This window comes from Microvirga sp. KLBC 81, from assembly GCF_003075415.1.
Lineage (GTDB): Bacteria > Pseudomonadota > Alphaproteobacteria > Rhizobiales > Beijerinckiaceae > Microvirga.
The window spans coordinates 136,209-162,017 of sequence record NZ_QDAH01000005.1 but is presented as its reverse complement, the minus strand read 5'-3'; the positions used below and the strand labels follow the sequence as shown (position 1 = coordinate 162,017).

The following is a 25,809-nucleotide window of genomic DNA, read 5'->3' as shown; positions in this document are numbered from 1 at the left end:
TCGGACGCGACCTCTACCCACGCCAGAACTGCGGCAGGAACAGTACCAGGACCGTGAACAGCTCAAGGCGTCCCAGCAGCATGCCGAATGCAAGCAACCATTTGGCAGCATCGGGCACGGTCGCGAAGTTGCCGGCGGGCCCGATGGTGGGCCCGAGTCCGGGTCCCACGTTCGCCAGGACCGTCACGGCGGCGCTCGCGCTCGTCAGGAAGTCGAGGTCGAGCGCCATCAGGAGAATAGTGAACGCGCTGTAGCACGCAAAGAAGAACGCGAAGAACACCACGACCGAGACGATCACGTCCTCCGGCAGCAGGCGCCCGGCATACATCCGCCGGAAGACGCCCTTCGGGTAGATGAGCTGGCGCAGGTAGCTGCGCAGCACGGTGAACATCACCTCGAAGCGGAAGATCTTGATCCCACCGGCAGTCGAGCCCGTGCAGCCCCCGATGAACGTGAGGCCGAAGAAGACGCCGATCGCGACGTTCCCCCATAGGCTGTAGTCGGTGGTGGCATAGCCGGTCGTAGTCACAACCGAGACGACGTTGAACGCTGCCAGCCGCGCTGCCTCCTCCAGACCATACCGGCCCGACAGGACCAGCCAGATCGTGAGACCAACGCTCATGACCAGCAGGAAACCGAGATAGGCCTGCGCCTGGGAGTTGCGCAGGCTGTCGCGCTCGCCCCGCAGGAGCCGCACGTAGAGAACGAACGGGATGCCGCCCGCCAGCATGAACGCGGTGCCGATCCACTGCGCCGCCAAGCCGAACTTGCCCATGGAGCTGTCGGAGGTGGAGAATCCGCCGGTCGAGAGCGTGGTCAGGGCATGCACGAGCGCCTCGAAGGGCGTCATCCCGGCCAGCCAGTAGAGAATGCCACAAATCACCGTGAGGCCGAGGTACACCAGCCCGAGGGCCATTGCGATCTCGCGCACGCGCGGCATCACCTTCTCGGAGCGGTCGGACGACTCCGTCCGGAAGAGCTGCATGCCGCCGACACCAAGGGCCGGCAGGATGGCAATGGCGACCCCGACGATGCCGATGCCGCCGAGCCATTGGAGCAGAGCCCGCCACAGCAGGATTCCCGGTGGAGCCGCATCGAGGCCGACGATCACCGTCGAGCCGGTGGTGGTGAGCCCGGACATCGACTCGAAGAAGGCGTTGGTGAAGCTGTCCCTCAACTGGGCATAGTCGGAGATGTAGAGAGGCAGCGCGCCGAACAGGGCAATGGCGGTCCAGGCCAGCGGCGTGAGCACGAAGGCTTGACGGAGGCTGAGACCGCCCGTCAGGCGGCAGCGGGTCAGATAGGTCAGTCCCGCACCGCAGGCGAAGGTGAGGCCGCTGCCGAGGAGGAACGCCCTCCAGTCGGGATTGCGCACGATGAGGTCCGCCACGGCCGGCAGGAGCATGGCCGCCGAGAGCGCGAGGAGCATGCGCCCGACCAGGTGCAGCACCGGCCGCAGGCGCGGCGGCGACCACGGGCCGAACGCGAGCCGGTCCCGCAGGGAGATGACATTCCCCGTTCTCATGGCTCGTCCCGTGATGGGCCGGCCAGCAGGGCCTCCGCCTTGCGCAGGGCGCGATAGGTGACCAGGACAATCACCCGATCCCCGGGCTCGATCACCGTCGACGAGGTGGGGATGATCACCTCATCGCCACGCACGATCGCCCCGATCAGCATTCCCTCAGGAACGCCAACCTGACGGATGCTGCCGTGCACCAGCCGGGAGCCCGCCTGGGCTGTCGCCTCAATCACCTCGCCGAAGTCCTCCCGCAGTGTATAGAGAGCCGAAACGGACCGGTGACGAACGTGGCGCAGAATGCTGGAGATCGTGATCGCGTTCGGCGCTACGACGGTATCGATGCCAAGGGTCGGCAGAAGCGGCTCGTAGGAGGACTTGTTCACCAGGGTGATGGCGCGTGCGCATCCTTCCCGCTTGGCCAGCACCGAGGTGAAGATGTTGGTCTCGTCGTCGTTGGTGACCGCGATGATCGTCTCGGCGGCTTGGACATTCGCCTCGATCAACGTCTCCTTGTCGAGGGCATCCCCGTGCAGCACGACGGCACTGTCACCGAGTTCCTGCGAAATGAACTCGGCCCGCTCACGGGAGTGCTCGATAAGGCGAATGGATGTCGCGGGCGCGGATCGGGCCAGCCTCTTGGCGAGGTTCAGGCCGACATTCCCGCCGCCGACGATGATCACGCGCCGGGCAATCTCTTCCTCATGCCCGAGGAAGCGCATGATGCGATCCACGCGCCGGGTCTCGGCCACCACGTAGACATCGTCCCCCCGCTCGACACGGTCCTGGCCGTGGGGGACGAACGCCTCCCCGTCCCGCACGATCCCCAAGACCACGAGACCGGCATCGGGCAGGAGGCTCTTGAGTTCGCTCAGGGGATGCCCGATGAGGGAGCAGGCGCCCGAGTTGCAGTGAATGCCCAGAAGCTGCACCCGCCCCTCCGCCAGGGGCACCGTATCGAAAGCGCCCGGCGTTCTGAAGCGGCGCTCGATCCCGCTGGCGACCTCCATTTCGGGCGAGATGATGACGTCGATCGGCATCTGGTCGCGGGCATAGAGGCCGAGCCGGCTCTTCTCGAGGTAGCCGCTGTGGCGGACCCGGGCGATCCGGCGGCGCACGTTGAACAACGAGTAGGCCACTTGGCAGGCCACCATGTTGACCTCGTCGGATCGGGTGACCGCGATCAGCATATCGGCATCTTGCGCGCCGGCCCGCTCCAAAACCTCCGGATGGGAGGCATGGCCTACCATGCCGCGAACGTCGTAGCTCTCGTCGACGCGCCGGGCCTGCTCAGGGGAGGAGTCGATGACCGTGACATCGATCCCCTCGGTGGCGAGGTGACGGGCGATGGTCGAGCCGACCTGTCCCGCTCCGCAAACGATCACCCTCATGACCCTTCGGCCTCCACACCCCGGGTGCATGTATGTGGGGCAGAGGAAGGGCTGGGCAACGCAGCCTCCGGGGCGGCTTGTCGGGTCGGATCACCAACCTAGTTCATAGGCTGAACCTTCACCGTGATCGTCCCGGCGTCGAGCGGACGTGCGCGCGTCGTGCGCCCCTCGCCGGAACGGCGGTCATCAAATGCTGCGGGAGGACAGGGCGGCGATGCTCCGACAGACTGGATGGCCCCTTGCGGTTGCTCTTCTGACCTGCCTCATCGGTACGTCGCCCACTTCGGCCTCGCAACCGGCGGATCCTGAGGCCGTTGCCGAGGAGTCTTCGGAAGGCCTCGTCCCCGTCCGGGTCGCCGGGCCCTTTGAGTTTCCCTGGTCGGTCGGCTTCCTGCCGGACGGCTGGCTCTTGGTGACCGAGAAGCCCGGGCGCCTCCAGCTTGTCACGCCGGATGGGCGAGCACAGGCGATCAAGGGGTTGCCACCCATCCGGACTGGGGATCAGGGCGGCCTGCTCGACGTGGCGGTGGACCCGGACTTCGGCCAAAACAAAACCGTGTACCTGTCCTACACCCACGGCACGCTTGAGGCGTCGACCGTCCGGATCCTGAAGGGCAGGCTCGATTTGAGGAGAAGGGTTCTCAAGGATCACACGGTCCTGTTCGAAAGCGATCCACCCGCGAGCGCCAACGAGCAACTCGGCGGGCGCTTGGCCGTGACGCGCGACGGTTACCTGTTCCTGTCGCTGGGGGATCGCTGGGAGCCTGGCCGGGCGCAGGACCTATCCGATCATGCCGGCTCCATTATCCGGATCCACGCGGATGGTTCCGTTCCGAGTACAAACCCCTTTGTCTCGGTCCCGGGTGCCAAGCCCGAGATCTGGTCCTACGGCCACCGCAATCCGCAGGGGCTGGTCGCCGACGAGCGGCACGGGCAGGTCTGGGCAACGGAACATGGCCCACAGGGCGGCGACGAGATCAACCTAATCCAGGCTGGCCGCAACTACGGCTGGCCCATGGTGAGCCATGGCCTGAACTACGACGGCTCCCCGGTCGGCTCAGGCGGCAGCACTGCGCCCGGCGTGGAAGCGCCGGTGCATGTCTGGCTGCCATCGATCGCGCCCTCCGGGCTGACGATCCGGCAAGAGGGCCAGGCCACGTCACTGTGGCTGGGGGCGCTCGCGGGCCAGATGGTGGTCCGGCTCGGTCTCAGCGAAGACAGGGCTCTCGATGAGCGGCGGTTGCTGGAGGGGGAACTCGGCCGGATCCGGGACGTCCGCCAGGGACCGGACGGGTTCCTGTACGTCCTGACCGACGATCCGGAAGGGCACCTGTATCGCTTGGTGCCGGCCGCCGACGTGGCGCGGCAGGGCATCGGCCGTGGTCCGCTCTGAGCGCGTCGGATCCTGTACGGTGCCATGCGGCCTTCCCTGTGCGGGAACCGATCACCGGCGGGGCGGCGATATTGCGCGGCACCGGATCGGCCACATGCTTGGCGTCCATCGGGACAGTATCCCGTACAAGCGCAGGCTTCGGCGGCAGCACCGTGCAGCAGGTGACGTAGTCCTCCGGGCCGAGGTAGGGATGGTGGCGCGAGCCGCACCAGTGTCCCCCGTTTCGCCCGTATCTCCGGCCAGGGCGCGGTACTGGACCCGACCGCCCGGCACATCGACCCAGTGGCCGTACACGTACATGCGGACTCAGCTCTGTGTCACCCGGTAGAACGCGGGCCGGCGGTCGGTGCGGTCGCAGCAGCTCCGGCCCGATGCATCGACCAAGTCCAGGTAGATGCCATGGGCCCGGACGGAGAGCAACCAATCCAGGACGAGACCGGCGATATCCAGTGCAAGCCTTGCAAGGATGGGACACTCCCTCCTGACGGTCTCAGGCATCCACAAGGCGATGGCGCTTGGGCACCACTGCGAGCGGTATCCTGCAAGCCGTATGTTCTTGCCGTCCCGAGCACCACTTCCTCGGCTCTCCCTGTTCATTGAGATGGAAGGGTGACGAGAGAAGGAGACGCATGTGAGAGCTGCTGCTCGATCCATTGCAACAATGCTGGATTCCCGCATCACAACGGTGCCGTTGATGTCGGTCTTCCAGAGTTGCTGCACGAATTAAATTAGGTGCTTACGAATATCCTTAATCCAGAATGCAATGATCACTTCACTCCAACGTGTCTTCCCGGCCTGTCGGTTCGAGCTGAACGGAAGATACGAGGATGGGAGTGATCATCGACCCGCGGGGAACAGGTGGGGCCGGCAAGACCGAGTTGGTTCGCCACATTCTGACGGAGTACGGGTGGGAGCGGGATGGACGCTATGATGTCGGTAGCGACATCGCGGTGATCTGTCGCGAAGGACGCGGCCGGCCGTTCAGGTATCGCCTCTGGCACCCGCGCGGCAGACGCCCCCTCGCGGTCCCGGGGCATTACGAGCGGACCAGCGGTGGCTGCGATACGATCACGGTCCAGGATGGCGGCCTTGCGGAGATCATGCGGCGCGTCGGCGGCTATGCCGTGTCCGGGCATGACGTGGTCATCAAGGGCTTGCGGCTGAGAAGCGAGGTCGAGTTCTTCATTGATCTTGAGCGTTCGCACGGCCTTCATATCCTGTACCTGGGCACGCTGCTGGGTCGGTGCGTTCGCAATCTGATGTCTCCCGCCGTCGTGCGCGCAGGGACGCGCTGCCGTTCATCGAGAGGAACACGGCGGCCGAGCACCGGCGGGTGGAGGAGGCGTGCGAACGCCTTCGGCCGCACGCGACGGTCGAGATCCTAGAGCATCGTGCGGAACCGAAGGTCCGCTCTCAACGATGCTCTCATTCAAGGAGAAAGCATCGGATGGGTCCCAAAAGTGCAAATCCACTTTTCACGTCCGAGGCTGCAGGCGACATTAAAGGACTGCTCCCTGAAGGAACTCGTCGGCTATTATATTCAGTTTTAATGAGAAGATTGGTGGGTGTACAAGGACTCGAACCTTGGACCCGCTGATTAAGAGTCAAGCCCATCCCATTGAAATTGCTCAGGTCTGTTACTCAGGCCTAAGCACTTCCCTTGATCAATCCGAGGCTTACGAGAGCCGCCCTCTGAGCGTTACAGAGTACCGTCAGGGCATTCACCTGAGCCTTCAGATCGTTGATCAACTGCTGCTCGGTCGCCGTGTACGTCGCGCCAGCTGACGCCGAAATTGGCGTGGCTGGCACGGCGGCTTGACTGGCGCCAGCAGGTTGGGCAACCGGGTCGGCCCCAAAGAACCCGCGCAAGGAAGCAGCCGAACTCCCGAGGATATAAGTGACGAGGGTCGACATCGTCCGCTTCCGGCTGACGGGAGAACCGGACGGTAAGCGCACATAGAGCAGCTCGTTATCATCGACCGTGGCTGGAGCGCTGGTAAGTTCGGAAAGCTGAGGCATGGTCCTATCCTTCTGAGAGGACTATCGGTCTGGATGCCGTGCCCTGCACCGCACATCAGCGGCGCTTCAGCTCGTCCTTGATCTCCTTGAGCATCTCTATGGAGATTTTCACCTGCTCCTCGAGGCGGGTAATGCGGTCCTGGCTCTGCTCTAGGCGAGCAAGTCTTTGGTCGACAGCGGCCCGCCGTTCGTCGCGTTCGCGAAAGAACCGGGCATCAGCGTCTTCGAGCTTCTCCAGCCGGCTGACATAGCCGTTGGCTGCCCAGCCCGTTCCAGCCGCATAAAGAACGCCACCCACCACGATAGCCCATCCAATGCGACGAGGCAGGACAAGATAGCCCTCGTTGGTATCCGGCAGCTGGTCCTTGCCCACTATCATTGCCCCTGTTTACGCCGCCCGCTGCCCGGTTGTTCCGAGGTCAGGAGCTACACTGTCACCCACACCACGCCTTGCGGCGAGCATTGTTTCCTTTGGCGTTGTCAACCGTAATCGGGTGATCCGTCGAGGCCCACCGTTGCGGACGCCAGTCTCGGCAGACCGAAGCCTCAATCTGCTTTGTCGATGCGCCAGCCATCGTCTGACAGCCGGCAAGCAGGGTCGGTAAGGCAAAGGCGCATAGCCCCATCAGCCCGAGCTGCTTCATCGTTCTTCTCCTCGAGGACCAGTTTGGTTTCAGCGGTCAGAGCTTCCCGGCCCTCGTCCCAACCACGGCGGTACTCACGCCAGCCGCCAAGCTCGAATCCAATCCAGCCCGCGAGCGCAGCCGCTGCCAGGACGCGCCAGTTGCTAAGCAGCCAGATCATGCAGCAGCCTCCTTGCGGCTCTGGATAAGCCAATAGAAGCCGAGCCCGAAAGCAACTGCGACTGCGCCGGCAAAGACGTACTGCATTGGGCCAGAGGCGAACGAACTCGCGAGCGTCGTTAGGATACCCGTCGCCCAGGTAACATTCTCTTTGGTGATGACCGGTGGCACCTTCGGGGTGGCAGGGACCGTGTTCGAGGCGACGAAGGATTCCTTAGCCCACAGTCCCGCCTCAGCGGCACGCCGTGTCACAAGCCCGGGAACCCGTCTCCCGTTGTCATTCACCCACTTCATCAGCTCCTCAGGCACGGCATCGTAGCCGCCCTTGTTGAGCTTCTTCAGTAGTGTCGACGTCAGGAAACCCTTTGGAGCCTTCGGTTTGTCTGGGTCGCCTGTCCCAACGTTGAAGGTGAAAGAGACCAGTGCCGCGAATTGGTTGTCAGTCAAAGGCACCTTCACGCCCCGCTCGACGGCCAACTCTGCTTGGGCGAGATCCTCTAGGAGCCAAGTTTCGGCCTGCTCCTTTGTGCAGGTCATGCCCATTCGGACGCCGCGAATGTGGCCGTAGCCGATCGTGGGAACGCCGCCGCCATCGAGGTAAGCCTTCAGCCGGAGCCCCTCAAAACCCTTCAGCTTCTCCAGGCCTTCCTGATTGATCTTTCGAGCCATGCCCCGCCCCTTCCTTGTTGGGGCGAGTATCAGGGGGCGGAGCCGGGGCGGCACCGCACAGGAGTGCCGCCCGAATGTCTCGGTGGTCATGGTGTCCTCGTGATGGGAATGAGTCTTGGCTCAGGGGCAGAAAGCGGCTATATCCAGGCCATGGCCTCGACCTCCCCCCTGCTGCTGATCGCCCTCATCACCCTCTATGTGGGAGGGGGGCTCTTGCTATGGTGGCACCAGCGGCACCTTCCACCGCTCACGAAAGAAGAGCGTGAACAGTACGACCGCGACGCTGCGATGTGGTAGCGCACTACAGTAGCGATTTCAGCGCAGTCGTCACATTCGGAATGGTGATCTGCCGGAGCGCCGGCAGATCTGGGTGGATGCCGTCTGATAGATCCGCCAGGGTCTTGCCCCGCCATTGCGGGTGATTGTCGATCAGTCCGACGCCCTGCTCTCGTGCCACCGTCCGGAGCGCATCGTAATAGTACGCTACATTCGCTTTCCTGCCGGCTAGGACCGGATTGGTACTGTCGACGGCAATCTCATTCATGGTCATCAGGAAGATTGCCGTGCCGGGCGAATTGGCGCGGATGGCCAAAATCATCGCACGCATATTGGCAGCGTATTGAGCCAGTGGCATGTTGAGCGGCGGATCAGAGTCGTTCATGCCGAAGGCGATTGTGACCGCCTTAGGCTTGAGCTGTATCACCGACCCGATATTCGCGAGCCCCCAATCAGACATCATCCCTGGCAACCCCAGGTCGTAGCACACCACAGGCCGAAACGTGGTCAGAGACAGGAGCGCAGCAACTTCTGCTGTCCAGTTTCGAGAGACGTAACCTGTCGTCAGGCTGTCCCCGATACAGGCGAAATCAAAGACATCCCTGGTCATCACAGGTACTCGTCGCGAGGGTCAAACCATCCCTTGACTGCGATGTAAATAAGGGCGCCCGAGGCCTGGCTATCCATCGAGTAAACCTGACGGGCCGTGTTGGTCCAGACGAGCGTGTTGTACGTCGCCGCGTTGATGGAAGCATTATTGCGGCTCGCGATCGCCGAATAGGTGTCCGCTGTGGACGGAGCACCAAGATCGGGATCAGTAATCCAGACGAATACGACACCAGTGGTCGAGCTTGTGTTGTGCGTTCCGCCGAGATCCGCCAGCACCTTGATACCGGCTGGAACGCTCAGGGTCCTCAGGGTGGGGGTCGGACCATTCGAGACACCGCTATGGTCGACGACCAGTGTCCCCTTGTAGTGAAACCACCCACCAACTTGGCGGAATTGCTTGATATTGCCACTCGCGTCCGTCAGCACGGCACCAATACGCCGCCGCGCCGCCCACCCGCTCGGCATGGTGGGTGTAGTTGGGGACGTTGAGAACAGGGCGTCAACAAGACCGTCCGAGGTGCGCCGGATCAGATGAACATGGTAGCTCGTGTTCGCTGCCTTCGCGCCTGTATCCAGACCGCCCGCATTGTTACCGGCAGCCCAGGCTGCATCAAGGCGCTTGGTGATGCCCGTTGCGAGCGTCAGATCATACACATTCGAGCTATCCCGTGCGGCTCCCGCTGCTATGTCGATATCGTTGGCGCCGTCCACGGTGTTGTTGGACATCGTCAGCCCGAAGATGCTTCCGCGGAGCCCCGCCAGTCCTGCAACGTCCCCTGCTGACAGAAGACGGATGCCACCCGGCGTGGAGCCGTCATGCATGCGCAACTGCCCACCGGCCCAAATCGGCTCTCCGTCCGGACCAACGTAGGCATTTGCGGCAGCCAAAGTCGGGAGGTCAGCGGCTGCGCCGACTCGGGCAAAGCGTCTCGGAATCCGGGCCATCAGGCACTCCAGTCGTAGATATTCAAAGCAAGATCGCTATCGAGAGAGAAATCGAAGATCTGCGCTCCGACTGCTGTCGCGTATGCAGCAGCAGAAAGTTCAGCGGCCTGAGCCGCGTTTTTGTGCCCCTCAGCCTGATTTCGATATCCGAGCGTCTCGCCCGCGTAGCTTTGAGCAGCATCGCGGGCGCCTTTCGCCTCGTTGGTCAGGGCCTCAACGTCAGCAAAGCCGCGCGTTGTGATCGGACGCCCTTGCGCATCGAATTCCAGAACACGGTTCGCCCGCGCCGCCTTGCCCGGGAGGGTCATATCGATCGGCGCATCCGAGGCGGGTGCGGTTAGAGTCCGCTTGAGCCTCTGCCAGATCTCGCGCACGCCGGCCGTCAGGATGTTCAATTCTGTGTTCTGATCGCGCGCCGGGAGACCGCGCCCTTCCGCATACTGCGAAATGCGCCGTGGAGATCGGTTCCCCTCAATGACGAGCATCCCGGTGACGGGCGCCGTGAACGTGATTGTGCCGGTATAGGTGTTCGGCGCGCCCCAGTAACCAGAGAAAGGCGCAGTGGTCAGGGACCAGTTCCCAGTTTGCTCAATCCCGTCCAATGTGACGGAAAGATCCGCCCCAGTGCTATCGAAGATCGGGAAGCCGACATCGAACGGACCCACCGCATTGTTGGGCGTATAGGTTGTAAGCCGGTCGGCATCGAGGATGTTGGGCTGCGTGCTCATGAGCGCTAAGGTGCGGGAGAGCAGGCGTCCCCGCACCGCACATAGTCAGCGGCGAGAGAGTGGTTCGACTCCAAACAGTTCGTTCCCGGCATCTTCCACCTGGTTGAGGAGACGCCTGAGGTAAAACAGGTTCTGGAAGGGGATGAGCCGCCGCGCGTTCGCCGTGTCCCGGCCGCTCCAGTCTTCTTCTCCAAAGGCGGCCCCCGTTGCCTTCGTGATGGTCTCGATCTTGCCGGCTGACGGGCCCATGAGCTGGGAGAGCACAGTCTGGGACGAGAAACGGGACAACGGCCTATCAGCTCCGATCAGCCGATAGATATCCACTCCGCCCCGAGTGGCTTTGGCTGAAATCGCGTTCGCCTCGTCAAACCAGCCGAGGATACCAGACCGAGACAATCCCTCCTTGATCCAGTCCTGAGGGCGCTCCGGCAGGGGCTTGCCCGAGACGACGGAGTACAGGGCCGCCGCCATCATGCCGGCTGACAGCCCCGTAATCAGCCCCGACAGAGTTGCCGCATCACGACGCTGAAGATTGGCCAGCATCAGGCGCTCGGTTGCCGCGAAGATGAAGCTCTTGTGCTGTCCGATCAGACCAATGATCGGCTTGCTCAGCCAGAGCGGCTTCTCCTGCCCCGGCGTCACGACCACGATATCAGCCTCACGCGAGACGGCGCCCTCGAACGCCAAGCGCGCGGCACGGTCCTTCCAATCTGCAGTATTCGGCAGGTACACGCCATCAACGATCTCGCCCCCGTCGACGAAGGACTTCCAGATCCGCTGTGCCATGTGTTCGTCGATCCCCGAGGCCGCCAGGTTCTCGATCTGCTTGGCCGAGGCCTTACCCTCCGCGAGGGCCTTCGTCGCTCGGAATATCTCGTTTCCTGACGTGATCGCGGCAACCGTCTTGGTGAAGTCCGTCCATGGCGCCTGGAGGTTGAGCACCTGAGAGGCTTCAGCTCCTGCCTGTAAAACACGTTCGAGCCGAGATTCCGGACGGTAGACTGCCGAGATGTCGTTGATCGCGCGGGAACGCGTAGCGAGCGCCATCTCGGTAGCAATGCCCATGGCCCTATACTGCGACTTGGCCTGTTTCCAACCGTCCGATGCGCCAAGCAGGCCCTTAACGAATGGGCGGTAAGCATCTCCCAGAACGGTCGTGAACCCCCAGCGGAATACCGACCCTGCTATATCAGGGATGGACGAGATGGCCGCGCCGCCAAGATCCGTCATCATGTTGTACGCTCGGACGGCGGCACCGACGCGGCCTGCATTACGCGCAGCAGCTCCTCCGCTGCCGAGAGCGAAGGTCCCACGGATGCGGTCGCGCATGGCGGCAATGTCTTGGATAGCGGCATCCCGCTTCGCAAAGATCTCTGCGGAGCGCTTCTCGTCTGCCCCTTGAGCGAGTGCCTGTGCCTCGTCGTTGATCTTGCGAATGACCTCAGTGAGGTTGAAGTCACCGAAGCGCTCAGACAGGACGATGTCAGGCACGGTCGTGTGAAGGAACTTACGCGCTGCATGAGACACGCTGTCGTCGAGGAAGTCCTCGATTATCTCATCCGGGATCATGAACTCGCGCTGAGCCAGAGCGCCCCGCGGTGCGTCGCGGCCCGCCGGCACACCGCCCCCACCCGTGGACGCATCGCCATAAGGCAGCCGGCCATCCGGCGAGGAGACGATACGGTCGGCAATCTCGCGAGCCCTCGCCTCCAACTCCATCCGGCTCATCTGCCGATCGGAGCCATGGATACGGCGAACCGCATTGAGTACGTCGCCGTCGGCACTCGTCAGGCGCGGCAGGTTCGGGTCTCGCCCTTCCATGGCCCTGTTGCGTGACTTGATGGCGGACAGCGCCTCCTTTGCGGAGTTGCCGCCCCACCCTTCAAGCTCCTTCTCGATCCTGGCGAAGACAGCCGCCTCATTGTCCCGGGCGATGGCGAGGGCATCATTCAGGAGCGATTGCTTCTTCTCGGCAATCGCACGCCGCTCTTCCAGGGTCGCCGCCCGTTTGACATTGCGATCAGCAGCCGACCCGGCCTCACTCAGGCGGGTCCGGTTCCGACCAGCAGCATTCTCAACTTGCGCCGTCCGACCCCGAGCCGCCGTGATGGCGTCGCGGGTCTGAGCGACGACGTCCTTTTCACGGGCGAGCGCACCCTCCGCGCCTTCCAGAAGAACCGACGCGGGCAAAGGCGGCATGCCGGGTTGATCGAACCGCTCCGGCCCAGCCGGGACAGACTCGGTATGATCAGCCAGGAAGCGCGCGACATCGAGACGATCCTCTGCCGGATAGCCGAGCCGGACCATCTCCGCCTTGGTGTCATCGGCAACGCTCTGCATCTCGATCAGGCGAAGGTCATCAGGGGCGAGCTTAGACTCGACGAACCAATGAGGCTGGTTGCCCCGAAGCGCATCCTCAATGAAGCGCAACACCTCATCCGGCGAAGGGCGTTCGGTGAACCAGCCGGGGAACCGGTTCCAGAGCTTCTCGCCCCACTCGTCGAGAGAGAGCCCCTGACGATTGAGCAGCCCAGGAAATGCGTTGTTCCCGCCGATGGCCGCGCGCAGATCGCCGCCAGTATCGAGGACGCCGCCCTCCTTCACGATGTAGGCCGCGAAGTTCGGTTCCTTCGGAGCCTTCCGGCGCCCGATGACCATGTCTGCCAGGGTCTTATCTTCGTCCGTCGCAAGGAAGCGCTGCTTGAGCTCCGCCTCCTCAGCCCGGTCAAGAGCAGCCGGCGACATGCGGGATTGCCGCTCCTCGCGTTGGAGAGCCGAAACCTCCCGCTGTAGCCCCTCAATTTGCGCCCTGAGTTCGGGATCCTGGATCTGGGAGCGGAACGCCGAGACGGCTTCGGCCAGTTCCGACAACTCCTGCTCCTGGTTGCCAAGCCTCTCCTCGAGCGTATCGACACGGTCAGCCGTCCGGTTGACCTCCATGCCGCGCTCTTTCACAGTGGCATCAAGGTTCTGGATGCGCTCCTGTGCGCGTTCGAGCTTCGCCTCCAGTTTCTTGGCTTCTGCCTGAATAGACCGGCGCTCTTCATCGAGAGCCTCAATCCGTCCCTGGAGTTCGAACTTGCGAGTCTGCTCCTGCTCCAGCCAGTCCGCCGAGCGCTTCACGAAATCGCTCATCCGCGACGTGATCTTGTCCCGGTTGTAGGAGCGCGTGAAATACGACTCCGCCGTCTTTACATCGACGCCTTCAGGCAGCATGCCGAGCTTGATCGCCCTCTCCTTCCAAGGTTCGAACACGTTGGCGCGAACCCACTTTGCGACCTCCGCAACTTCCGGGATCTCATGCTGATCACCGCGGCGCATAGCCTTGCCGACCTCATCGTCAAACTGGCTGAAGGACAGCTTTTCACCCGTGCGTCCGGCGACTTCCCCGAATGCATCACGAAGCCGCGCCCCTGTTGGAGCTGCATCGACCGACCCGAACCGGTACCGCTTCCAGGCATCATCCATAAGGTCATCGAGTTGAACGGCTGTCTGACGCTGGGCGAGACGAATCTCGCGTTCAGCAGATGGGCCGCGCGTCGTCGGGATTCCGAGCTTGTTGTCCACGGTGGCGAGCGCCGTCTCTGCCAGATCTACAACAGCACGGCGAGCGCTCGATAAGTCGCTCTGCATGGTGCGCAGGACGGGCGAGACGCGCTCCACCATGTCACCGAGGCCCGGCACCTTGTCGAGTAGGTAGGATTGCGGGCGAGCGATGCGGGTATCCGAAGCCGCCGCGCCAACGGAAGCGGCGAGCCCCGGCTCAGGAGCGTCCCCGAGAGATACTCGGTCGCGATCCAATGCCACTTCCAGCGCACGACGCTCAGCACGAGACAGCAATGCCGCCGCTCCGGCACCAAGCAGCCCGGACAAGACCGTTGACGTTGCCACCGAGGCAAGCAGATCGCCCGTGGTGCGGGTTTCCTGTGTGCCCTGTAGGATAGCCTCAGATGCGAGACCCTGGACCGCGCCAGCCGCTGCGGCCGAAAGTGCCGTCCGACCGATGGCATAGCCGCCTCTGGCGCCCCGGTAGATTGCGCCTCCGGGCAAGACGATTGTCGGGTCGACAAGCCCCATGCCTATTGAAGCCACGATCCCGGCAACCCCAGAAGCCGCGACCGTGTTCGCGTCCTGGATCTCCTGGTCGATTTTCGACTTTAGCCACTCCGTTTCCGCACGGGATCGCGAGGCGGCGAAGCGCTCCCCGTAATCGAACTCGTATCGGGTATCCTTAATGTCGGCTAAGGGATTGTAGCCCTCCTCCGGCTGGAATGGCTCATGCAAAGCGGCAATTGCGGAACCTACGGTCGAAGACTGCCGGAACGCCGCGCCGAGAGTATCACCGATGCCCGGATCGCGCGCTTGCGGCGCGTCAATCCCAAGCGGCAAGCGAGCGCCAGGACCAGCGGCCGGCTCAAGAATATCCATCATTGGGGCAGCCTCGTCACGGGATCGATTGGTTCAAAACCGGGCGTGGTCGCGTCCTGAACCTGTTGGTTTATCTGCTCACGCCTGAGGTTGCGGCGATCCTGCTTCATCGCCTCGGCCTGCCGCTCGCGGACTGGTGCCATCGCCTTGTCGATATTGAAGCGAGCATCGAAGGCCTCAAGCCTGCCTGTCGCCGGGTTGGTGAAGACGACCTGATACCGGGGCGGACGCTTGGCAGCTATGTCGGCTTGCGTTTCTGGCGTCGAGACAAGGGTATAGGCCGGGGTAGTCGGCCGCATTTCGACCGAACCACCCTTGCCCCCCGTGCGGCTCGGTTGAAGCCCCAGCCGCGTGATTAGGGTTTCTTCGACTTGCTGCCGCATCCACTCATGCGAGCCGTCGACGGCTGGATAGTACTGCTCAGGAGCATGCTTCATCACGCGCCCGCCATTTGTGGGAGACTCTTTCCAGACAGTCTTCAGTGTGGTCAGGGCTGCCTTGTGAGCCGCCTCCGGGTCAGCGGCCTCAATGTTGGCGTCCTCGATCATCTGGCGATAATCCGCGAGGAAGGCGGCACGGGCGCTGGCATCAATGCCGAGATCGTTAATCGCCGCATCGTCGCCCTTCTTCTTGGCCCATTCACGAGCCTCGGAGCGCATCTCCTCAACGATCTTGCTGGTGCGCCCATCCGCCAGCTTGCCCAGGCGCTTGGCCCCTTCGTCCGGCGTCTCCCACGCAAGGCGGGCCTGCCAGCCCTGGACCTTCGCGACCGCATCCGCGCCGAACGTCTGCACGAACAGATCAGGGTTGCGGCGGAGCAGTTGATCCATGCCCGACATAGCCGCCGTGTACTTCCCGTAATCTGTCGTCTTGGTCAGGCCTTCAACGGTCTGGGCCAACTTGTTGTCTGCCAGTGTCGCGAACAGGACATCGTTATCCAGCCCGCCGATGGCGCTAAAGAAGGCCGAAACCGTGCCACCGTCGCCGCTCTGCAGGATCTGCCGGACTTGCGGCACGTCATCAGGGCGCAACACTGAGCCGAGAGGCTGCCCGTGGTAGTTCGACACGGTTCGCGCGACAATGGCGCGCTGCTGCAATTGGGCCCGCAAGGTATCGACACTATCGAAGCGGAGCGGGCCGATGGATTCCCGCACACCCGTTCCCAGCTCGCCCGAGAGTGGCCCAGAGCCTGCCAGGGAGAGCGGATCGTCCTGCAACTTCTTCGTCAGGATCTCTTCACGCTTTGCGAGCCCGTCACGCAGAGCCCGGCCGGCTGGAGGAAGATCCCCCGCCTCAGCAGCCCGGTCCAACTCGTCGACTGCGGTGCGGATCGCAACAACGGATTGCCCGTCGACCCGCTCAAGCAGTTCCTCACGTTCAAACCGCTCCGCGATCTCCTTCCGCATTTTCGGATCGGAGAGCAGGGGCGCAAGGGCAACGACGTTCTGGATCTCATCCTGTGTCGGCTGATCACCATTGTCCCAGGCCGTCTTGACCTTCGTCCAGGCGGCTTCGACCTCAGCATTGAACTTGGTCTGGAGCTGCTTCACGGCAGCGGCGTACACGGGGCCTTGCCCTACGGAGCCGCTTGCATCTCCAACCTTGTTTCCAAGGAGACTGTAGACTTCTTGGGCCGTTCGAGCGCGCCCCCTGCCACCATCTGTGAAGAAGATCGTCCGGTTTGCGTCGACAGCATCAGGATCGACATAGTTCGCGGCTGGTGCATTCGGGTTCGTGCGGAGTCCGCCGATGAACCGGACAGCGCCAGCGCCGCCAAGGAAATGCGCGGTATAGAGGTTCTGAGCGGTCGGCTCAGCCCCGATCGAGCGGAGCCTAGCCTCGTTCTCATCAGTGAATATCCGGATCGCGCGGCGCTGCTGCTCAGGGTCCGTGCGCCCGTCAGCAGTGAGCCCGAGTTCTGGATGATCCTCCCGAAGTTGATCCCACGTCCCCTTAGTGAACTGGAAAAGGCCGGTCGCAGACGAGTTTGGGTTTCTCGCGTTCGGATCGCCACTGCTTTCCGCCGCCCCAATGGCGCGATAATAGGCCTCGCGATCTGTCGTGCCAGTAGCCGCCTGCCCCCGCAGCCGTGCCATTGCAGCGGCCTTCTCGACAGGCGTCCCACTCCGCAGGATAGGCGCGATCTCATTGACGACGCGCGCTGTCTCAAGCTGAGCGACCTTCGAGTATTGGCGGTACTGCCGCAGGGTCGTTATGGTGTCGTCGACCGTGCGGGGATCGACCCTATCCTCGGAGTTCAGGGCGGTGATCAGCAGATCCGCTTGATCTGTCGTCTGCCGGATCGTCTCCTGCCGGACAGCCGCCGCAGCCTGAGTGCGCGCTGTGATGGCACCGAGATACTTCGCCCGCTGATCAGGCGGGAGCTTCAGGTCTTCGGCATTAAGCCGCTCCTCCGCTGCCTTCAGCGTCCCGGCGAGATCGCCAGTCTCAAGGTATTGGCGTCGGTACTGCCCGACGATTGCGAGCGCCTTCAGATGCTCCCCAGTGCGCCCATTGTCGATCGCTGCCTGCTCAGGCGAATAGGCGAACTTCGGATTGCCTGCCCGTTGCGCACGCAGATCAACAAGCTCCTGTTGCTTCTCCAGGAACTCCGGCGTGTTGACGCCGCTCTGCTCCGCCAGGCTCTCCAGCTGATCAGAGAGCTGCTGTTCACGTGCATTCAGGTCATTGTTGAAGCGCTGGAAGTCCACCCGCTCCTTGTCGACCATCAGCCCGCGGGCAAGTTGGCCGGCCACATTCCCGGCTTCCCGCTGGATCAGGGGCCGAAGAAACCGATCACCGCCCTTCCCGATATCCCGCACATAGGCATCGGCGGCCTTTTGAAACTCGTCCGGTCGACCGTCGAACTGGATGCGAAGTTGGGTAAGATCCGTGCTGACCTTCGTTCGCGCCATGGCAAGCCCGGCCACACTCGCCGCATGGTTGTAGGCGCGATCACCTTGGGAGAACTCAAGCCAACGGCGGTTCACTTTCACATTGCCATCGGCATCCATCGTGACGGCCTGCGCGCCAGCTGCCTCTTGCATCGGGAGCGTCGCCTCTTCCAGGCGGTTGCCGAGATAGCCGAGAGCCCGCGCCGTCATCGTATAAGGCGCCATGACCTCCGACGCAGACACGCGGTTCTCTGGAACTGCGGCGAGGCCGGGCTGAGGCTTGAGGGCTCCAGATGCCTGTAGAATATCAACCATTAGCCCAACCCTTGCCCCGCCTTATACAGCCCCTGCGCAGCACTGAGCGCGTCAGGGATGACGCCCAACATGCTGGCATTCATCGCCTGCTTGCCCGCATAGAGCGCCATCGCAGCATCAGTGTCGGAGCTGATGGCCTTGATGATCTCATTCGAGGTCGCCACTTGCCGGGCGCGCGAATTGATCTGTTCCGCCTTTGACGCGAGAGCCCGTGACGTGGCGCTATCCACACCTCGGTTCTGTCCCGCCGTGATCGCGTCGATGTTCGCCAGAGTCGTGCTGAGCTCATCTCGGTAGGCCGCATCGGTTTGGATAGCGCGCACTCGCCCGGCTTCAGCCGCCGTCTTGTAGCGGATGGCCTTGATCTTGCCTTCCATCTTGGCCGACTGCCCGGCGCCGATGCCCCCGGCGACTTTCAGCCCGGCGCTCGCAGCCGTCATCAGGCCCGCTGATACTGGATCGCCCATCAGCCCCTCGGAAATACAATGTTCATAATCCGAGAATGGCGGGGGCACCGGACGGATGCACCGCACACGAGGCCGCCCCGAAACCTCAGACGGTCACTTCTGAAGTCAGTTCAAGAATGGTCAGAGAGCCAGGGAGCGTTTGCTTCACGGACCAGCGAGGATCCCACTCCCGGCCCAGCACGCGGGCCCGGTATGTCTCGTCGCGCAGAGGCGGTGCTTCCTCTTCGTTTTCCCCGGCATTCCAAAACCCCACCAGGCGGCCGGCAACCTCGATGGCCTGCGAGCGCTGCACGACGGCGGCAACCTGTGTCAGACGGCGGCGGCGAAGCCGCTGCTTGCGGGACTGCCCTTCCTGAGATTGCGGAACAAAGGGTTCGACCTCAACTGTGAAGTTGAAGCCCCCCAATAGCCCAACCGCGTTCTCGACAGGGATAATGCCAGACAGCGAGCCATCGGATTGGATTTCGTAATCCCCGCGGTACCAGCCTTCACGCACGACACTGAGCGTGGTTCCCGGAGCCCAATTGTAGGCATAGGTGGTATCGACGAATAGCGCCTCGCCCGTTTCCGTCGTCAGCTGCGTGAAGTTTTCCAACTCGAGCGGCGCCTGCCCTGTCGGACTTGCCAACGCGAGTGTCGCGTCAAGGAGCAGGTCCTCGTCGAACGACTCTGTATAGCGGAGAACTCCGGCTCCTGTCTGGTAGGACGCATTGACGATGACCTCCGGGCCAGCAGCACTCACCCATTGGACGGCACCGAGCCCATCCCACGGCACCCAGCCGACCCATTTCTGCCGGCTGTCATAGCGGGCGACCGCCATGCTGCCATCGGCATTGACAACATAGAGATATCGCTCCGGGGCGGCGACATCGGACGACGTGACTGCAAGGGCGACAGGGCTCTTGATGAGCGGCCCGTGAAATTCTGTCAGATCGTCCACGGTATAGGATTGCGACTCGACTGTTGTACTGCGGACCGGGACGATCGCCATAACTCGCGTCCGCCCCGCATTGACATAAACGATGCCCTGGCTGGAGCTCTGCGGACGTACCGGCGCTGCCGCATCCTCGGTGATTTTCTTGAAGGTTATCGATCCGGGGCGCAGCGGATTCGCCGCCGAGATCGGAATGAGAAACACGCCCGTGTCAGTGAACACGAACTCGTCCGCCCCACCGACGATATCCAGGACAGTGCAGTTTTCCGGAACGTACTCGAAGATCGCTTCGTCAGCTTCGGCCCCAACCTTAAAGTCGTTGAGCGTGCCGACCGCCGACCAGCAGATGCCGGGGCTATATTGAGGGAAGTTCGCGAAGATCAGCCTTTGCGAGTCGGAACGCACGATTCCAGGCCACCCCCTGAAATCGGACATCAGCGCTTCTTCCCATTGGGTCGTTAGCGTAGGGTTGACTTCTGCCTGAGCCGTAACCTTCATTTTCGACCGGGGGCCTACAATCATTTCGCCTGTTCCGGTCGGGGTACCATTGGTCAGGTCGAACCCGTTCCAGTTCTTGGATACGAGGACCTGAACGGTAAGCCCGTCGATGACTGCCACCTGACCCTTTGCGCCGCTAATGAGCCCCTCAATGACATCCCCGACCTGGAGCCCCCGCACATTGTCTACCTCGATGTTGATAGTCGGTGGCAATTGCTCGATCACCGTGGCGGTCGCGACGGTCGACGAGTTTACCGCTGTAATCTGCACCTGACGTTCAGCATACCGAAAGCGGACGCCGACATGCCCGCTTGAAAGGACCGGCTTGGAAAACGTCAACGTGATCGTGCCCGTCCTGGCGCTAGGTTTCATCGTGATCCCGCTGCCGGAAAAGTACTGATGAAAGGGCTCGCGGCGGGCACCCGTTGCGTCCACGGCGAATGTGAACTGCGCGGACGACCACACCCGCGCGACGGGGTCGTAAGAGAACACCCGCGGCCGCATCTTCTGATGTGTGACGATCACATTTCCGCCGCTTACGTCGAAACGCAAATCCTTCAGCCAAGAGGCTGCCCACGGCATGTCACTGAACGTAGCGGACTCCGCCAGTCCGACGCTCCGGAAGATCACCCGGCCCGGCTCGAACGTCATATACCAATATTCGTTGGCGGCTGGCCGGATGCGCTCGGTGATGCCGGTCGTCGCGAATAACAGCCTCCGGCCAGGGCGGCGAGCAATGGCCCCTGTATTCAACAGGCGGACATTGCGGGCCGTCCGAAGACCAGCCTGCATGATGTCGGTATCGTCGCGACGAAGGGCTGTCGGATCGAGTTGCCCAGCGGAGAAGTCGCGTTGAGCCTTTACCTCGCGATCCATGGGTTAGCTCCCATAGGGGAAGCGCGGTGCACGGCTCGCCAGCCCGCGCCGCCTCGCAGCCGTACGAGAACGTAGAATGACCCGCCGCCCCTCCTCCTGGTCAGACTGAGAACGGAACTCCGCTAGTTCCGCATCGACTCTGGCGTCCCGGCGCTCTGCATTCGCCGTGTCCTCGTTGAGACCACGCAGGAGATGGGCCTCAACCTTCATTGTCAGCAGCTCGATGAACATCGGCGGCCACTGATCCGGCGAAGGGGTGCGGACGTATTTCACCGACACCCCAGCGTCATATGCGCAGCAGACCCGGTGATCGACAATCTCGTATTGGGTGAGCGGATAGCCGTTGAGATAGACGCCCGCGACGTGCAGGCAGTCCGCTGGGAGGGCGTATGCCTTATTGTAATGCTCCAGCGCCGAGGGCGACTTCGGCAGGAGCCCGGCGAGGTCTACAGTCGTCGTGGCGAAGTTCCAGCGGTGCTTGCTGATTAGATACTGGACCGAGCGCCTGTATGCGGAGTCGGCGGCCTGCCATTCGGGCGAGCCGTCATACTCGAAGTTCAACGGGTTGTTGCCCGTTTCGAGCAGCGCGTCATTGATGATCGTGAGCCTGTCCATGCCGACACGGTGCGGCCAGTCTGCTTCCCATGCACCGCACATGAAAAGGCCGGGCACATGACCCGGCCTTCCCTACGCCCCCACAGCCATCCCTTGCGGGATTTAAGCGGCCTTGAGCTCTTCGAGCTTCTTTTCGGCCTCTTCCTTGGTCAGCCCTTCGTGGAGTTCAGTCTCGCCACGCATGACGGAGTAGGAACCACGACCGCGATGAACGACCTTCAGCTCGTCGCTGAGCGAATTGTCAGCGGTTGCCTTCTCGTCCGAAAATGGAGAAGTCGAAAACCGGCCACCGCCGTTCTGGACAGCCTCGCGAGCGTCCACCGCCCACATCTCGTGCACGGCCTCGACGACATTGCCCTTGTCATCCTTGAACCGCTCGTAAACCTTCACCTTATCCATGGTCTGCCTCTATTTGCCTGATACGAGAACCGACCGGCCTTATCCGATCGGAGTCGTCAGGAACGCGTCGAAGTTGATCGAAGGCGTGGTTCCGGCGACCTTCGTGTAGATCCGGACATACCGGTACACGGTGTCGGCCTGCTCGTTCGTCACCGGCAATTCATAGATGCCGGTCGTCGAAGTCTGAGCGCCACCGTCGCGAACCGCCGTGTTACCGAGGTTCAGGCTCGCCAGGTTCTCGATCCCAGACGCGAACGTTGCGGAGTTTGAGCCCTGGACGATGATGTCGTAGGCGTTGTCCGCGCCGACCGTAATGGCCGACACGTTGATCCGGGCCACCGCGTCAAAGCGAGCCGCGCCCATATCGAGGATCTGGTTCGAGCCGCCGACCTGAGCGGCGGCAGAAGCAGCGACAGCGCCAGCGTCCTTGAGCTGGAGCAGCTTGTCGAAATTATAACCGCGAGCACCCATTTTGCTCTCCTATAGTCCTACATCCAAAGAGGGCGGGAGCCGAAGCCCCCGCTCAGTGCCCGTTAGCCCACGAAGGCCGCGTTCGTGATGGAGCTGAGGCGGGTCAGGCAGTACTTGTGCTCGTCCACAAGACCCACATCCCAGTTCATGTGATTGCGATAGGTGATGCCGTCCTGCAGCAGCCCCATGTCCTTGAACGACATTGGCTTCAGCTCGATACCTTTCAGGCCACCGTCGCGGAACGAGACGATGTAGAGCGAGGAGCACTGAGCCGCACCACCACCTGCGCCCACTTCCGTGAACGGCAGGAGCGAACCGTGATCGTCCTTCTGGTAGCCCCAGAGGATCGGAAGACCGGCATATGACATCTTCGCCTTGCCGACCTCGTCCCAGGACTGGATCACGAAACCAGAGATCGAAGTGTTGCGCGCTGCCTGGATAAACAGCGGCTGCATCGAGTAGTCAGCCAGGATGTGGGTCGGCTGATTGGTGTTGTTGATTGCCTGATCGAGCTTCAAGAGAGAAAGCGGACCACCACCCGAAGCCGCGTTGTTCACCATCGTGCGGTTGAACAGGCGGGCGCGTCGCTGAAGGCCATCGAACACGCGCGGGTTCGTGGTGTTGTCACCTTTCAGGAAAGTATCAACCCAGAGGCGGCCGGCAGAGGCCATCGCCATGGTCTCTTCACGGGCACGACGCTCTTCGCCATAACGGTCCACGATCGCGCGATCCACGTCGAGATCATGGTCGATGATGTACGAGGCTTCCTGGAACGGGGTCACCTTGCCGGTTCCGCTCGTAGCGCCCTCGTTAATCCCGCGGAAGCCCACGGTCGGAAGGCTGGCCTGACGGAAGCCCTGATAGACAGGACCATTCAGGCCATCGAACGGAATGGCTGCCATGATGTCCGAGGACGTGGCGAACATTTCGATCAGCGGGCGGGCCGGATCAGTCGTCTCAAGCCCCTTGGCATATTCAACTAGCGTCTTCATCTCTCAACCTCTCTACAAGGGTGCTTAACGGCTACCGTTGGCGGCCCGTCGCGCATGGGCCAGACGCTGAGCGGGGCTCATCGCCTGGTACTCGTCTTCGCTCAGGGTGCTGCCTCCCGAACGACCTGTCTGTGTGAAGCCCGGCATACCGCCGGAGGAGCTGAGACGCATAAGGCGCTCGAAGCCCTCAACGGCCTTCGCGACGGGCAAAATGTGCTTGAAGACGTCGGCGTATTCGACGCCGAGCTTCGCAGCGATGAAGTTCTCGACCGCAGCTCGACGATCTGCAGCCTTCGGACCGAGTGCCTTGTCATTGGCCTCGGTCAGTTCCGTGATGCGAGCATTCTCAGCGTTCACGGCGGCAACCCGCGCCTCGATGAACGGCTTGAGCATCAGGTTCTCGAAACCCGCCTGATCGAGCCCCACCGCATGCGCGATCTGACGCCCGAGGCCAACCATCGGGTCATTCTCATCGAACTCGAAAGACATGCCCTCCGGCAGTTCGAGATCAGCGGGAAGCTGGAGCTGATAGCCATCCGGCTTTTCGGGAGCAGCGGCGCGGCGCGAATCCTCGCCAGCCTTGAAGGCCGCGAGCTCGTCCAGATGCGCCTTGAGATCAGAGCCCTTGATCTGGCCAGCCTCTGGATCCCAGAACTGCTCAGAGAGCCAATCGGGGCGTTCGGTCTTAGTCGACCCGCCGTTTTGCGCCTCTGTGGACGCGCCCTGCTGCGTTTGCGGCTGAGCGCCGCCCTCGTTCGACTGCTGCGTCGAGGTCGTCTGGGTCTGGGTTTCGTTGGTCTGTTCCGGAGGCATCCGTCTCGCTCACCGCGAAGTTGATTAATTCGCGAGCAAGCCTCCTACGCCCGTTGCTGTCGTGCACCGCACAGGTCGGGGCATCCATCGGCAGGACCTCCATTTGCACCTGGCGAAGCCACAGAATGGCGAGCTTATGGTCATTCGAACTCTGGCGCCCGGTTAGAATCCGGGCCCAGGCGTCCTTCAGTTCTTGCGGGTCGATGTTCATGCTGTCGGCACTCCCGGAGGCGCTCCGCCGCCGCCCATCATCGGTGCGATCGTCTCGACAGCCTGCTTCATTTCCTCAGGCGTCCGGATCTTCACCACCTTGTCGCGGAGCTTCTTCTTCAGGTTCGTCAGGGTTTCCAGAGGGTCGATCGCGGCCTGACTGATCTCGGGGAAGTAATTGCGCGCCATCTCGAGGAGGCGGCTGGCAATCATGGCGTCCTGCTGGTCTTGGGCGACTTCGGTCGGGTCATAAGGCACAAGCGAGAGCACCTTGCCGTTGACCTTGACCGGCTCGATCTTGCCGCGCTTCTCCAGCAGGAACTTGAAGCGCAGGAACACTTGGGCTGGGAACTCCCGCCAGAAGATAGCGCCGGGCGTGCCGATGCGCTTCTTCGTCCGCTGCAGTTCGTCAAGCCACTGCTCCGCCGTCGGGGGCGTCTTACCGAGCTGCTCCGGGAAATCCACGAAGTGAAGTCGGCGGATACGCTCCTCGATCTTCGCCGTCTCGAACTCGGTAAAGTCGACGTTACCCTCAAACGAAAGCTTCACGAAGTCACGACCGCTGCCAGGACGAGAGGGGTATCCCATGCCTGGCTCAATGCCGCCGCTGAAGTTGGTAATCCCATCATCTGGATAGGAGAACGGCGGATGGATCTGGAAGTCGGCGTTCTCGATCTTGAGCGCCTCGGTCTCATCGAGGCGCCGCAGTTCCGGCAAGCTCTTGATGGTTGGGCCAGTGCCGAAGGCATACATCGTGTCCGGGTCGAAGCGTCCGACGATCAGCGGGCAGGATCCCTCCCCGACGAATTCGCTATCCCAGACCTTCTTGTTTCCGACCAGGATCACGCCCTGCCAGACAACATCGTCAGTCCGATCCCACTTGCGCCAAAAGCCCCACTGCACCTTGCAGCGCTCATTGGGCTTCATCTTCACCTTGTCGGCAACCTCTTTCGGGAGCGTGACCCCTGGCAGTAGCGCCTTCAAATGACGATGCCGGGTATGGCGCACCACGAACCGATCATCGATCTCGCCATAGGGACCGACGTTGATCTCCAGCTCGCGAAGTGGAATCGGCTGGCAAACGATGGGCTCCGCCGGACGCAGGTCATCGATCCACATAGCGCACGTCCCGACCGGCAGATCCGGGAAGAACGTCAGCGCCGCGGCAGCATAAAAGTTTGAGGCCTTGATAGCCTCGTGAATCGTCGTCGATTGGGTCTCGATGTCCTCTGACACCTCCGCCCAATCGTCCTCGCTCAGATCGACGCCCGGCTTCTGCTGTGCCCACTCGATCGCCTGAGGGATGAACGTGTTCACCATCTCGGTCGCGAAATCTTGCGCAACCTCCATCCCAAGCGAGGTTTGCAGTTCTGCTGCATCCTCAGGCTTGGTCTGGGTTGGCGCCGACTGCGAAGAGATGTCCCGGCACCGTTGCGGCGCCGTGAAGAAGTACGCCTCGCGGATGTCACGCTCGAACATGACCTTCTGCGCTCGGCAGTCTTTCAGCCGGTCGAGGGCTTCCTTCTCAAGCGCATCCGCCGCCATCAG

At 62.4% G+C, this 25,809-nt stretch carries 22 protein-coding genes; 3 read left to right on the top strand and 19 right to left on the bottom strand.

Annotated features, from left to right (window positions below; all coding sequences use genetic code 11):
• Positions 1-13: 13 nt before the first annotated feature.
• Both DC522_RS06020 and trkA read right to left on the bottom strand, forming a co-directional pair.
• Positions 14-1,525 carry a TrkH family potassium uptake protein gene (locus DC522_RS06020; RefSeq protein ID WP_116527787.1) on the bottom strand — a complete coding sequence of 504 codons (1,512 nt, stop codon included), beginning with the start codon at positions 1,523-1,525 and terminating at the stop codon, positions 14-16.
• On the bottom strand, positions 1,522-2,907 hold the full coding sequence (gene trkA, locus DC522_RS06015; protein ID WP_116527786.1) for a Trk system potassium transporter TrkA: 1,386 nt from the start codon (positions 2,905-2,907) through the stop codon (positions 1,522-1,524). Before trkA ends, DC522_RS06020 begins: the two co-directional genes overlap by 4 nt.
• A 214-nt stretch (positions 2,908-3,121) precedes the next feature.
• On the opposite strand from trkA, the gene DC522_RS06010 reads away from it, so the two are divergent.
• Positions 3,122-4,300: a PQQ-dependent sugar dehydrogenase gene (locus DC522_RS06010; protein ID WP_165820063.1), complete on the top strand. Its 1,179-nt coding sequence runs from the start codon at positions 3,122-3,124 to the stop codon at positions 4,298-4,300.
• An 833-nt stretch (positions 4,301-5,133) separates the two neighbouring features.
• Complete coding sequence (locus DC522_RS06000; RefSeq protein ID WP_133239242.1) at positions 5,134-5,685, top strand: hypothetical protein; 552 nt, start codon at positions 5,134-5,136, stop codon at positions 5,683-5,685.
• A 262-nt stretch (positions 5,686-5,947) separates the two neighbouring features.
• On the opposite strand, the gene DC522_RS05995 is transcribed toward DC522_RS06000, so the two are convergent.
• From DC522_RS05995 to DC522_RS05980, 4 genes are all read right to left on the bottom strand, one after another.
• Entirely contained in the window at positions 5,948-6,319 is a 372-nt protein-coding gene (locus DC522_RS05995) for a hypothetical protein (RefSeq protein WP_116527782.1), read from the bottom strand.
• A 55-nt stretch (positions 6,320-6,374) separates the two neighbouring features.
• Positions 6,375-6,692 carry a hypothetical protein gene (locus DC522_RS05990; RefSeq protein ID WP_133239241.1) on the bottom strand — a complete coding sequence of 106 codons (318 nt, stop codon included), beginning with the start codon at positions 6,690-6,692 and terminating at the stop codon, positions 6,375-6,377.
• Positions 6,693-6,865: 173 nt separating this feature from the next.
• On the bottom strand, positions 6,866-7,123 hold the full coding sequence (locus DC522_RS05985; protein WP_116527780.1) for a hypothetical protein: 258 nt from the start codon (positions 7,121-7,123) through the stop codon (positions 6,866-6,868).
• Positions 7,120-7,791, bottom strand: coding sequence for a lysozyme (locus tag DC522_RS05980; protein ID WP_116527779.1), 672 nt, complete (start codon positions 7,789-7,791; stop codon positions 7,120-7,122). The genes DC522_RS05985 and DC522_RS05980 overlap by 4 nt, the downstream gene beginning before the upstream one ends.
• Positions 7,792-7,899: 108 nt before the next feature.
• On the opposite strand from DC522_RS05980, the gene DC522_RS05975 reads away from it, so the two are divergent.
• Positions 7,900-8,088 carry a hypothetical protein gene (locus DC522_RS05975; protein ID WP_116527778.1) on the top strand — a complete coding sequence of 63 codons (189 nt, stop codon included), beginning with the start codon at positions 7,900-7,902 and terminating at the stop codon, positions 8,086-8,088.
• Positions 8,089-8,092: 4 nt separating this feature from the next.
• Here DC522_RS05975 and DC522_RS05970 read toward each other — a convergent pair whose 3' ends face one another.
• From DC522_RS05970 to DC522_RS05910, 13 genes are all read right to left on the bottom strand, one after another.
• Complete coding sequence (locus DC522_RS05970) at positions 8,093-8,677, bottom strand: SGNH/GDSL hydrolase family protein (RefSeq protein WP_116527777.1); 585 nt, start codon at positions 8,675-8,677, stop codon at positions 8,093-8,095.
• Positions 8,677-9,621 carry a hypothetical protein gene (locus tag DC522_RS05965; RefSeq protein WP_116527776.1) on the bottom strand — a complete coding sequence of 315 codons (945 nt, stop codon included), beginning with the start codon at positions 9,619-9,621 and terminating at the stop codon, positions 8,677-8,679. The genes DC522_RS05970 and DC522_RS05965 overlap by 1 nt, the downstream gene beginning before the upstream one ends.
• Positions 9,621-10,349 carry a hypothetical protein gene (locus DC522_RS05960; protein ID WP_133239240.1) on the bottom strand — a complete coding sequence of 243 codons (729 nt, stop codon included), beginning with the start codon at positions 10,347-10,349 and terminating at the stop codon, positions 9,621-9,623. Before DC522_RS05960 ends, DC522_RS05965 begins: the two co-directional genes overlap by 1 nt.
• Positions 10,350-10,394: 45 nt before the next feature.
• Complete coding sequence (locus tag DC522_RS05955; protein ID WP_116527774.1) at positions 10,395-14,780, bottom strand: hypothetical protein; 4,386 nt, start codon at positions 14,778-14,780, stop codon at positions 10,395-10,397.
• The gene (locus DC522_RS05950; RefSeq protein ID WP_165820062.1) at positions 14,777-17,896 is read right to left on the bottom strand and encodes a transglycosylase SLT domain-containing protein; all 3,120 of its coding nucleotides are present in this window, start codon (positions 17,894-17,896) and stop codon (positions 14,777-14,779) included. The genes DC522_RS05955 and DC522_RS05950 overlap by 4 nt, the downstream gene beginning before the upstream one ends.
• An 89-nt stretch (positions 17,897-17,985) precedes the next feature.
• A complete protein-coding gene (locus DC522_RS05945) occupies positions 17,986-18,453 on the bottom strand; it encodes a hypothetical protein (RefSeq protein WP_116527772.1) in 468 nt (155 codons plus the stop codon).
• 85 nt (positions 18,454-18,538) lie between these two features.
• Positions 18,539-20,761 (bottom strand): hypothetical protein, encoded by a 2,223-nt coding sequence (locus DC522_RS05940; protein WP_116527771.1) that lies wholly within the window; start codon positions 20,759-20,761, stop codon positions 18,539-18,541.
• A 3-nt stretch (positions 20,762-20,764) separates the two neighbouring features.
• The gene (locus DC522_RS05935; RefSeq protein WP_133239239.1) at positions 20,765-21,433 is read right to left on the bottom strand and encodes a hypothetical protein; all 669 of its coding nucleotides are present in this window, start codon (positions 21,431-21,433) and stop codon (positions 20,765-20,767) included.
• A 45-nt stretch (positions 21,434-21,478) separates the two neighbouring features.
• Positions 21,479-21,775: a hypothetical protein gene (locus tag DC522_RS05930; RefSeq protein WP_116527769.1), complete on the bottom strand. Its 297-nt coding sequence runs from the start codon at positions 21,773-21,775 to the stop codon at positions 21,479-21,481.
• A gap of 39 nt (positions 21,776-21,814) precedes the next feature.
• Complete coding sequence (locus DC522_RS05925; RefSeq protein ID WP_116527768.1) at positions 21,815-22,246, bottom strand: hypothetical protein; 432 nt, start codon at positions 22,244-22,246, stop codon at positions 21,815-21,817.
• Between the two features lie 62 nt (positions 22,247-22,308).
• On the bottom strand, positions 22,309-23,238 hold the full coding sequence (locus tag DC522_RS05920) for a major capsid protein (protein ID WP_116527767.1): 930 nt from the start codon (positions 23,236-23,238) through the stop codon (positions 22,309-22,311).
• Positions 23,239-23,262: 24 nt separating this feature from the next.
• Positions 23,263-24,051 (bottom strand): hypothetical protein, encoded by a 789-nt coding sequence (locus DC522_RS05915; RefSeq protein ID WP_116527766.1) that lies wholly within the window; start codon positions 24,049-24,051, stop codon positions 23,263-23,265.
• Between the two features lie 207 nt (positions 24,052-24,258).
• Positions 24,259-25,806: a portal protein gene (locus DC522_RS05910; protein WP_116527765.1), complete on the bottom strand. Its 1,548-nt coding sequence runs from the start codon at positions 25,804-25,806 to the stop codon at positions 24,259-24,261.
• Positions 25,807-25,809 lie beyond the last annotated feature (3 nt).

Bases quoted from the DNA above. Each gene is read 5' to 3' on its own strand.
- DC522_RS06020 (WP_116527787.1), bottom strand. From the start codon at position 1,525: ATGAGAACGGGGAATGTCATCTCCCTGCGGGACCGGCTCGCGTTCGGC.
- trkA (WP_116527786.1), bottom strand. From the start codon at position 2,907: ATGAGGGTGATCGTTTGCGGAGCGGGACAGGTCGGCTCGACCATCGCC.
- DC522_RS06010 (WP_165820063.1), top strand. From the start codon at position 3,122: ATGCTCCGACAGACTGGATGGCCCCTTGCGGTTGCTCTTCTGACCTGC.
- DC522_RS05995 (WP_116527782.1), bottom strand. From the start codon at position 6,319: ATGCCTCAGCTTTCCGAACTTACCAGCGCTCCAGCCACGGTCGATGAT.
- DC522_RS05985 (WP_116527780.1), bottom strand. From the start codon at position 7,123: ATGATCTGGCTGCTTAGCAACTGGCGCGTCCTGGCAGCGGCTGCGCTC.
- DC522_RS05980 (WP_116527779.1), bottom strand. From the start codon at position 7,791: ATGGCTCGAAAGATCAATCAGGAAGGCCTGGAGAAGCTGAAGGGTTTT.
- DC522_RS05975 (WP_116527778.1), top strand. From the start codon at position 7,900: ATGAGTCTTGGCTCAGGGGCAGAAAGCGGCTATATCCAGGCCATGGCC.
- DC522_RS05970 (WP_116527777.1), bottom strand. From the start codon at position 8,677: ATGACCAGGGATGTCTTTGATTTCGCCTGTATCGGGGACAGCCTGACG.
- DC522_RS05965 (WP_116527776.1), bottom strand. From the start codon at position 9,621: ATGGCCCGGATTCCGAGACGCTTTGCCCGAGTCGGCGCAGCCGCTGAC.
- DC522_RS05960 (WP_133239240.1), bottom strand. From the start codon at position 10,349: ATGAGCACGCAGCCCAACATCCTCGATGCCGACCGGCTTACAACCTAT.
- DC522_RS05955 (WP_116527774.1), bottom strand. From the start codon at position 14,780: ATGATGGATATTCTTGAGCCGGCCGCTGGTCCTGGCGCTCGCTTGCCG.
- DC522_RS05950 (WP_165820062.1), bottom strand. From the start codon at position 17,896: ATGGCGCCTTATACGATGACGGCGCGGGCTCTCGGCTATCTCGGCAAC.
- DC522_RS05945 (WP_116527772.1), bottom strand. From the start codon at position 18,453: ATGGGCGATCCAGTATCAGCGGGCCTGATGACGGCTGCGAGCGCCGGG.
- DC522_RS05940 (WP_116527771.1), bottom strand. From the start codon at position 20,761: ATGGATCGCGAGGTAAAGGCTCAACGCGACTTCTCCGCTGGGCAACTC.
- DC522_RS05930 (WP_116527769.1), bottom strand. From the start codon at position 21,775: ATGGATAAGGTGAAGGTTTACGAGCGGTTCAAGGATGACAAGGGCAAT.
- DC522_RS05925 (WP_116527768.1), bottom strand. From the start codon at position 22,246: ATGGGTGCTCGCGGTTATAATTTCGACAAGCTGCTCCAGCTCAAGGAC.
- DC522_RS05920 (WP_116527767.1), bottom strand. From the start codon at position 23,238: ATGAAGACGCTAGTTGAATATGCCAAGGGGCTTGAGACGACTGATCCG.
- DC522_RS05915 (WP_116527766.1), bottom strand. From the start codon at position 24,051: ATGCCTCCGGAACAGACCAACGAAACCCAGACCCAGACGACCTCGACG.
- DC522_RS05910 (WP_116527765.1), bottom strand. From the start codon at position 25,806: ATGGCGGCGGATGCGCTTGAGAAGGAAGCCCTCGACCGGCTGAAAGAC.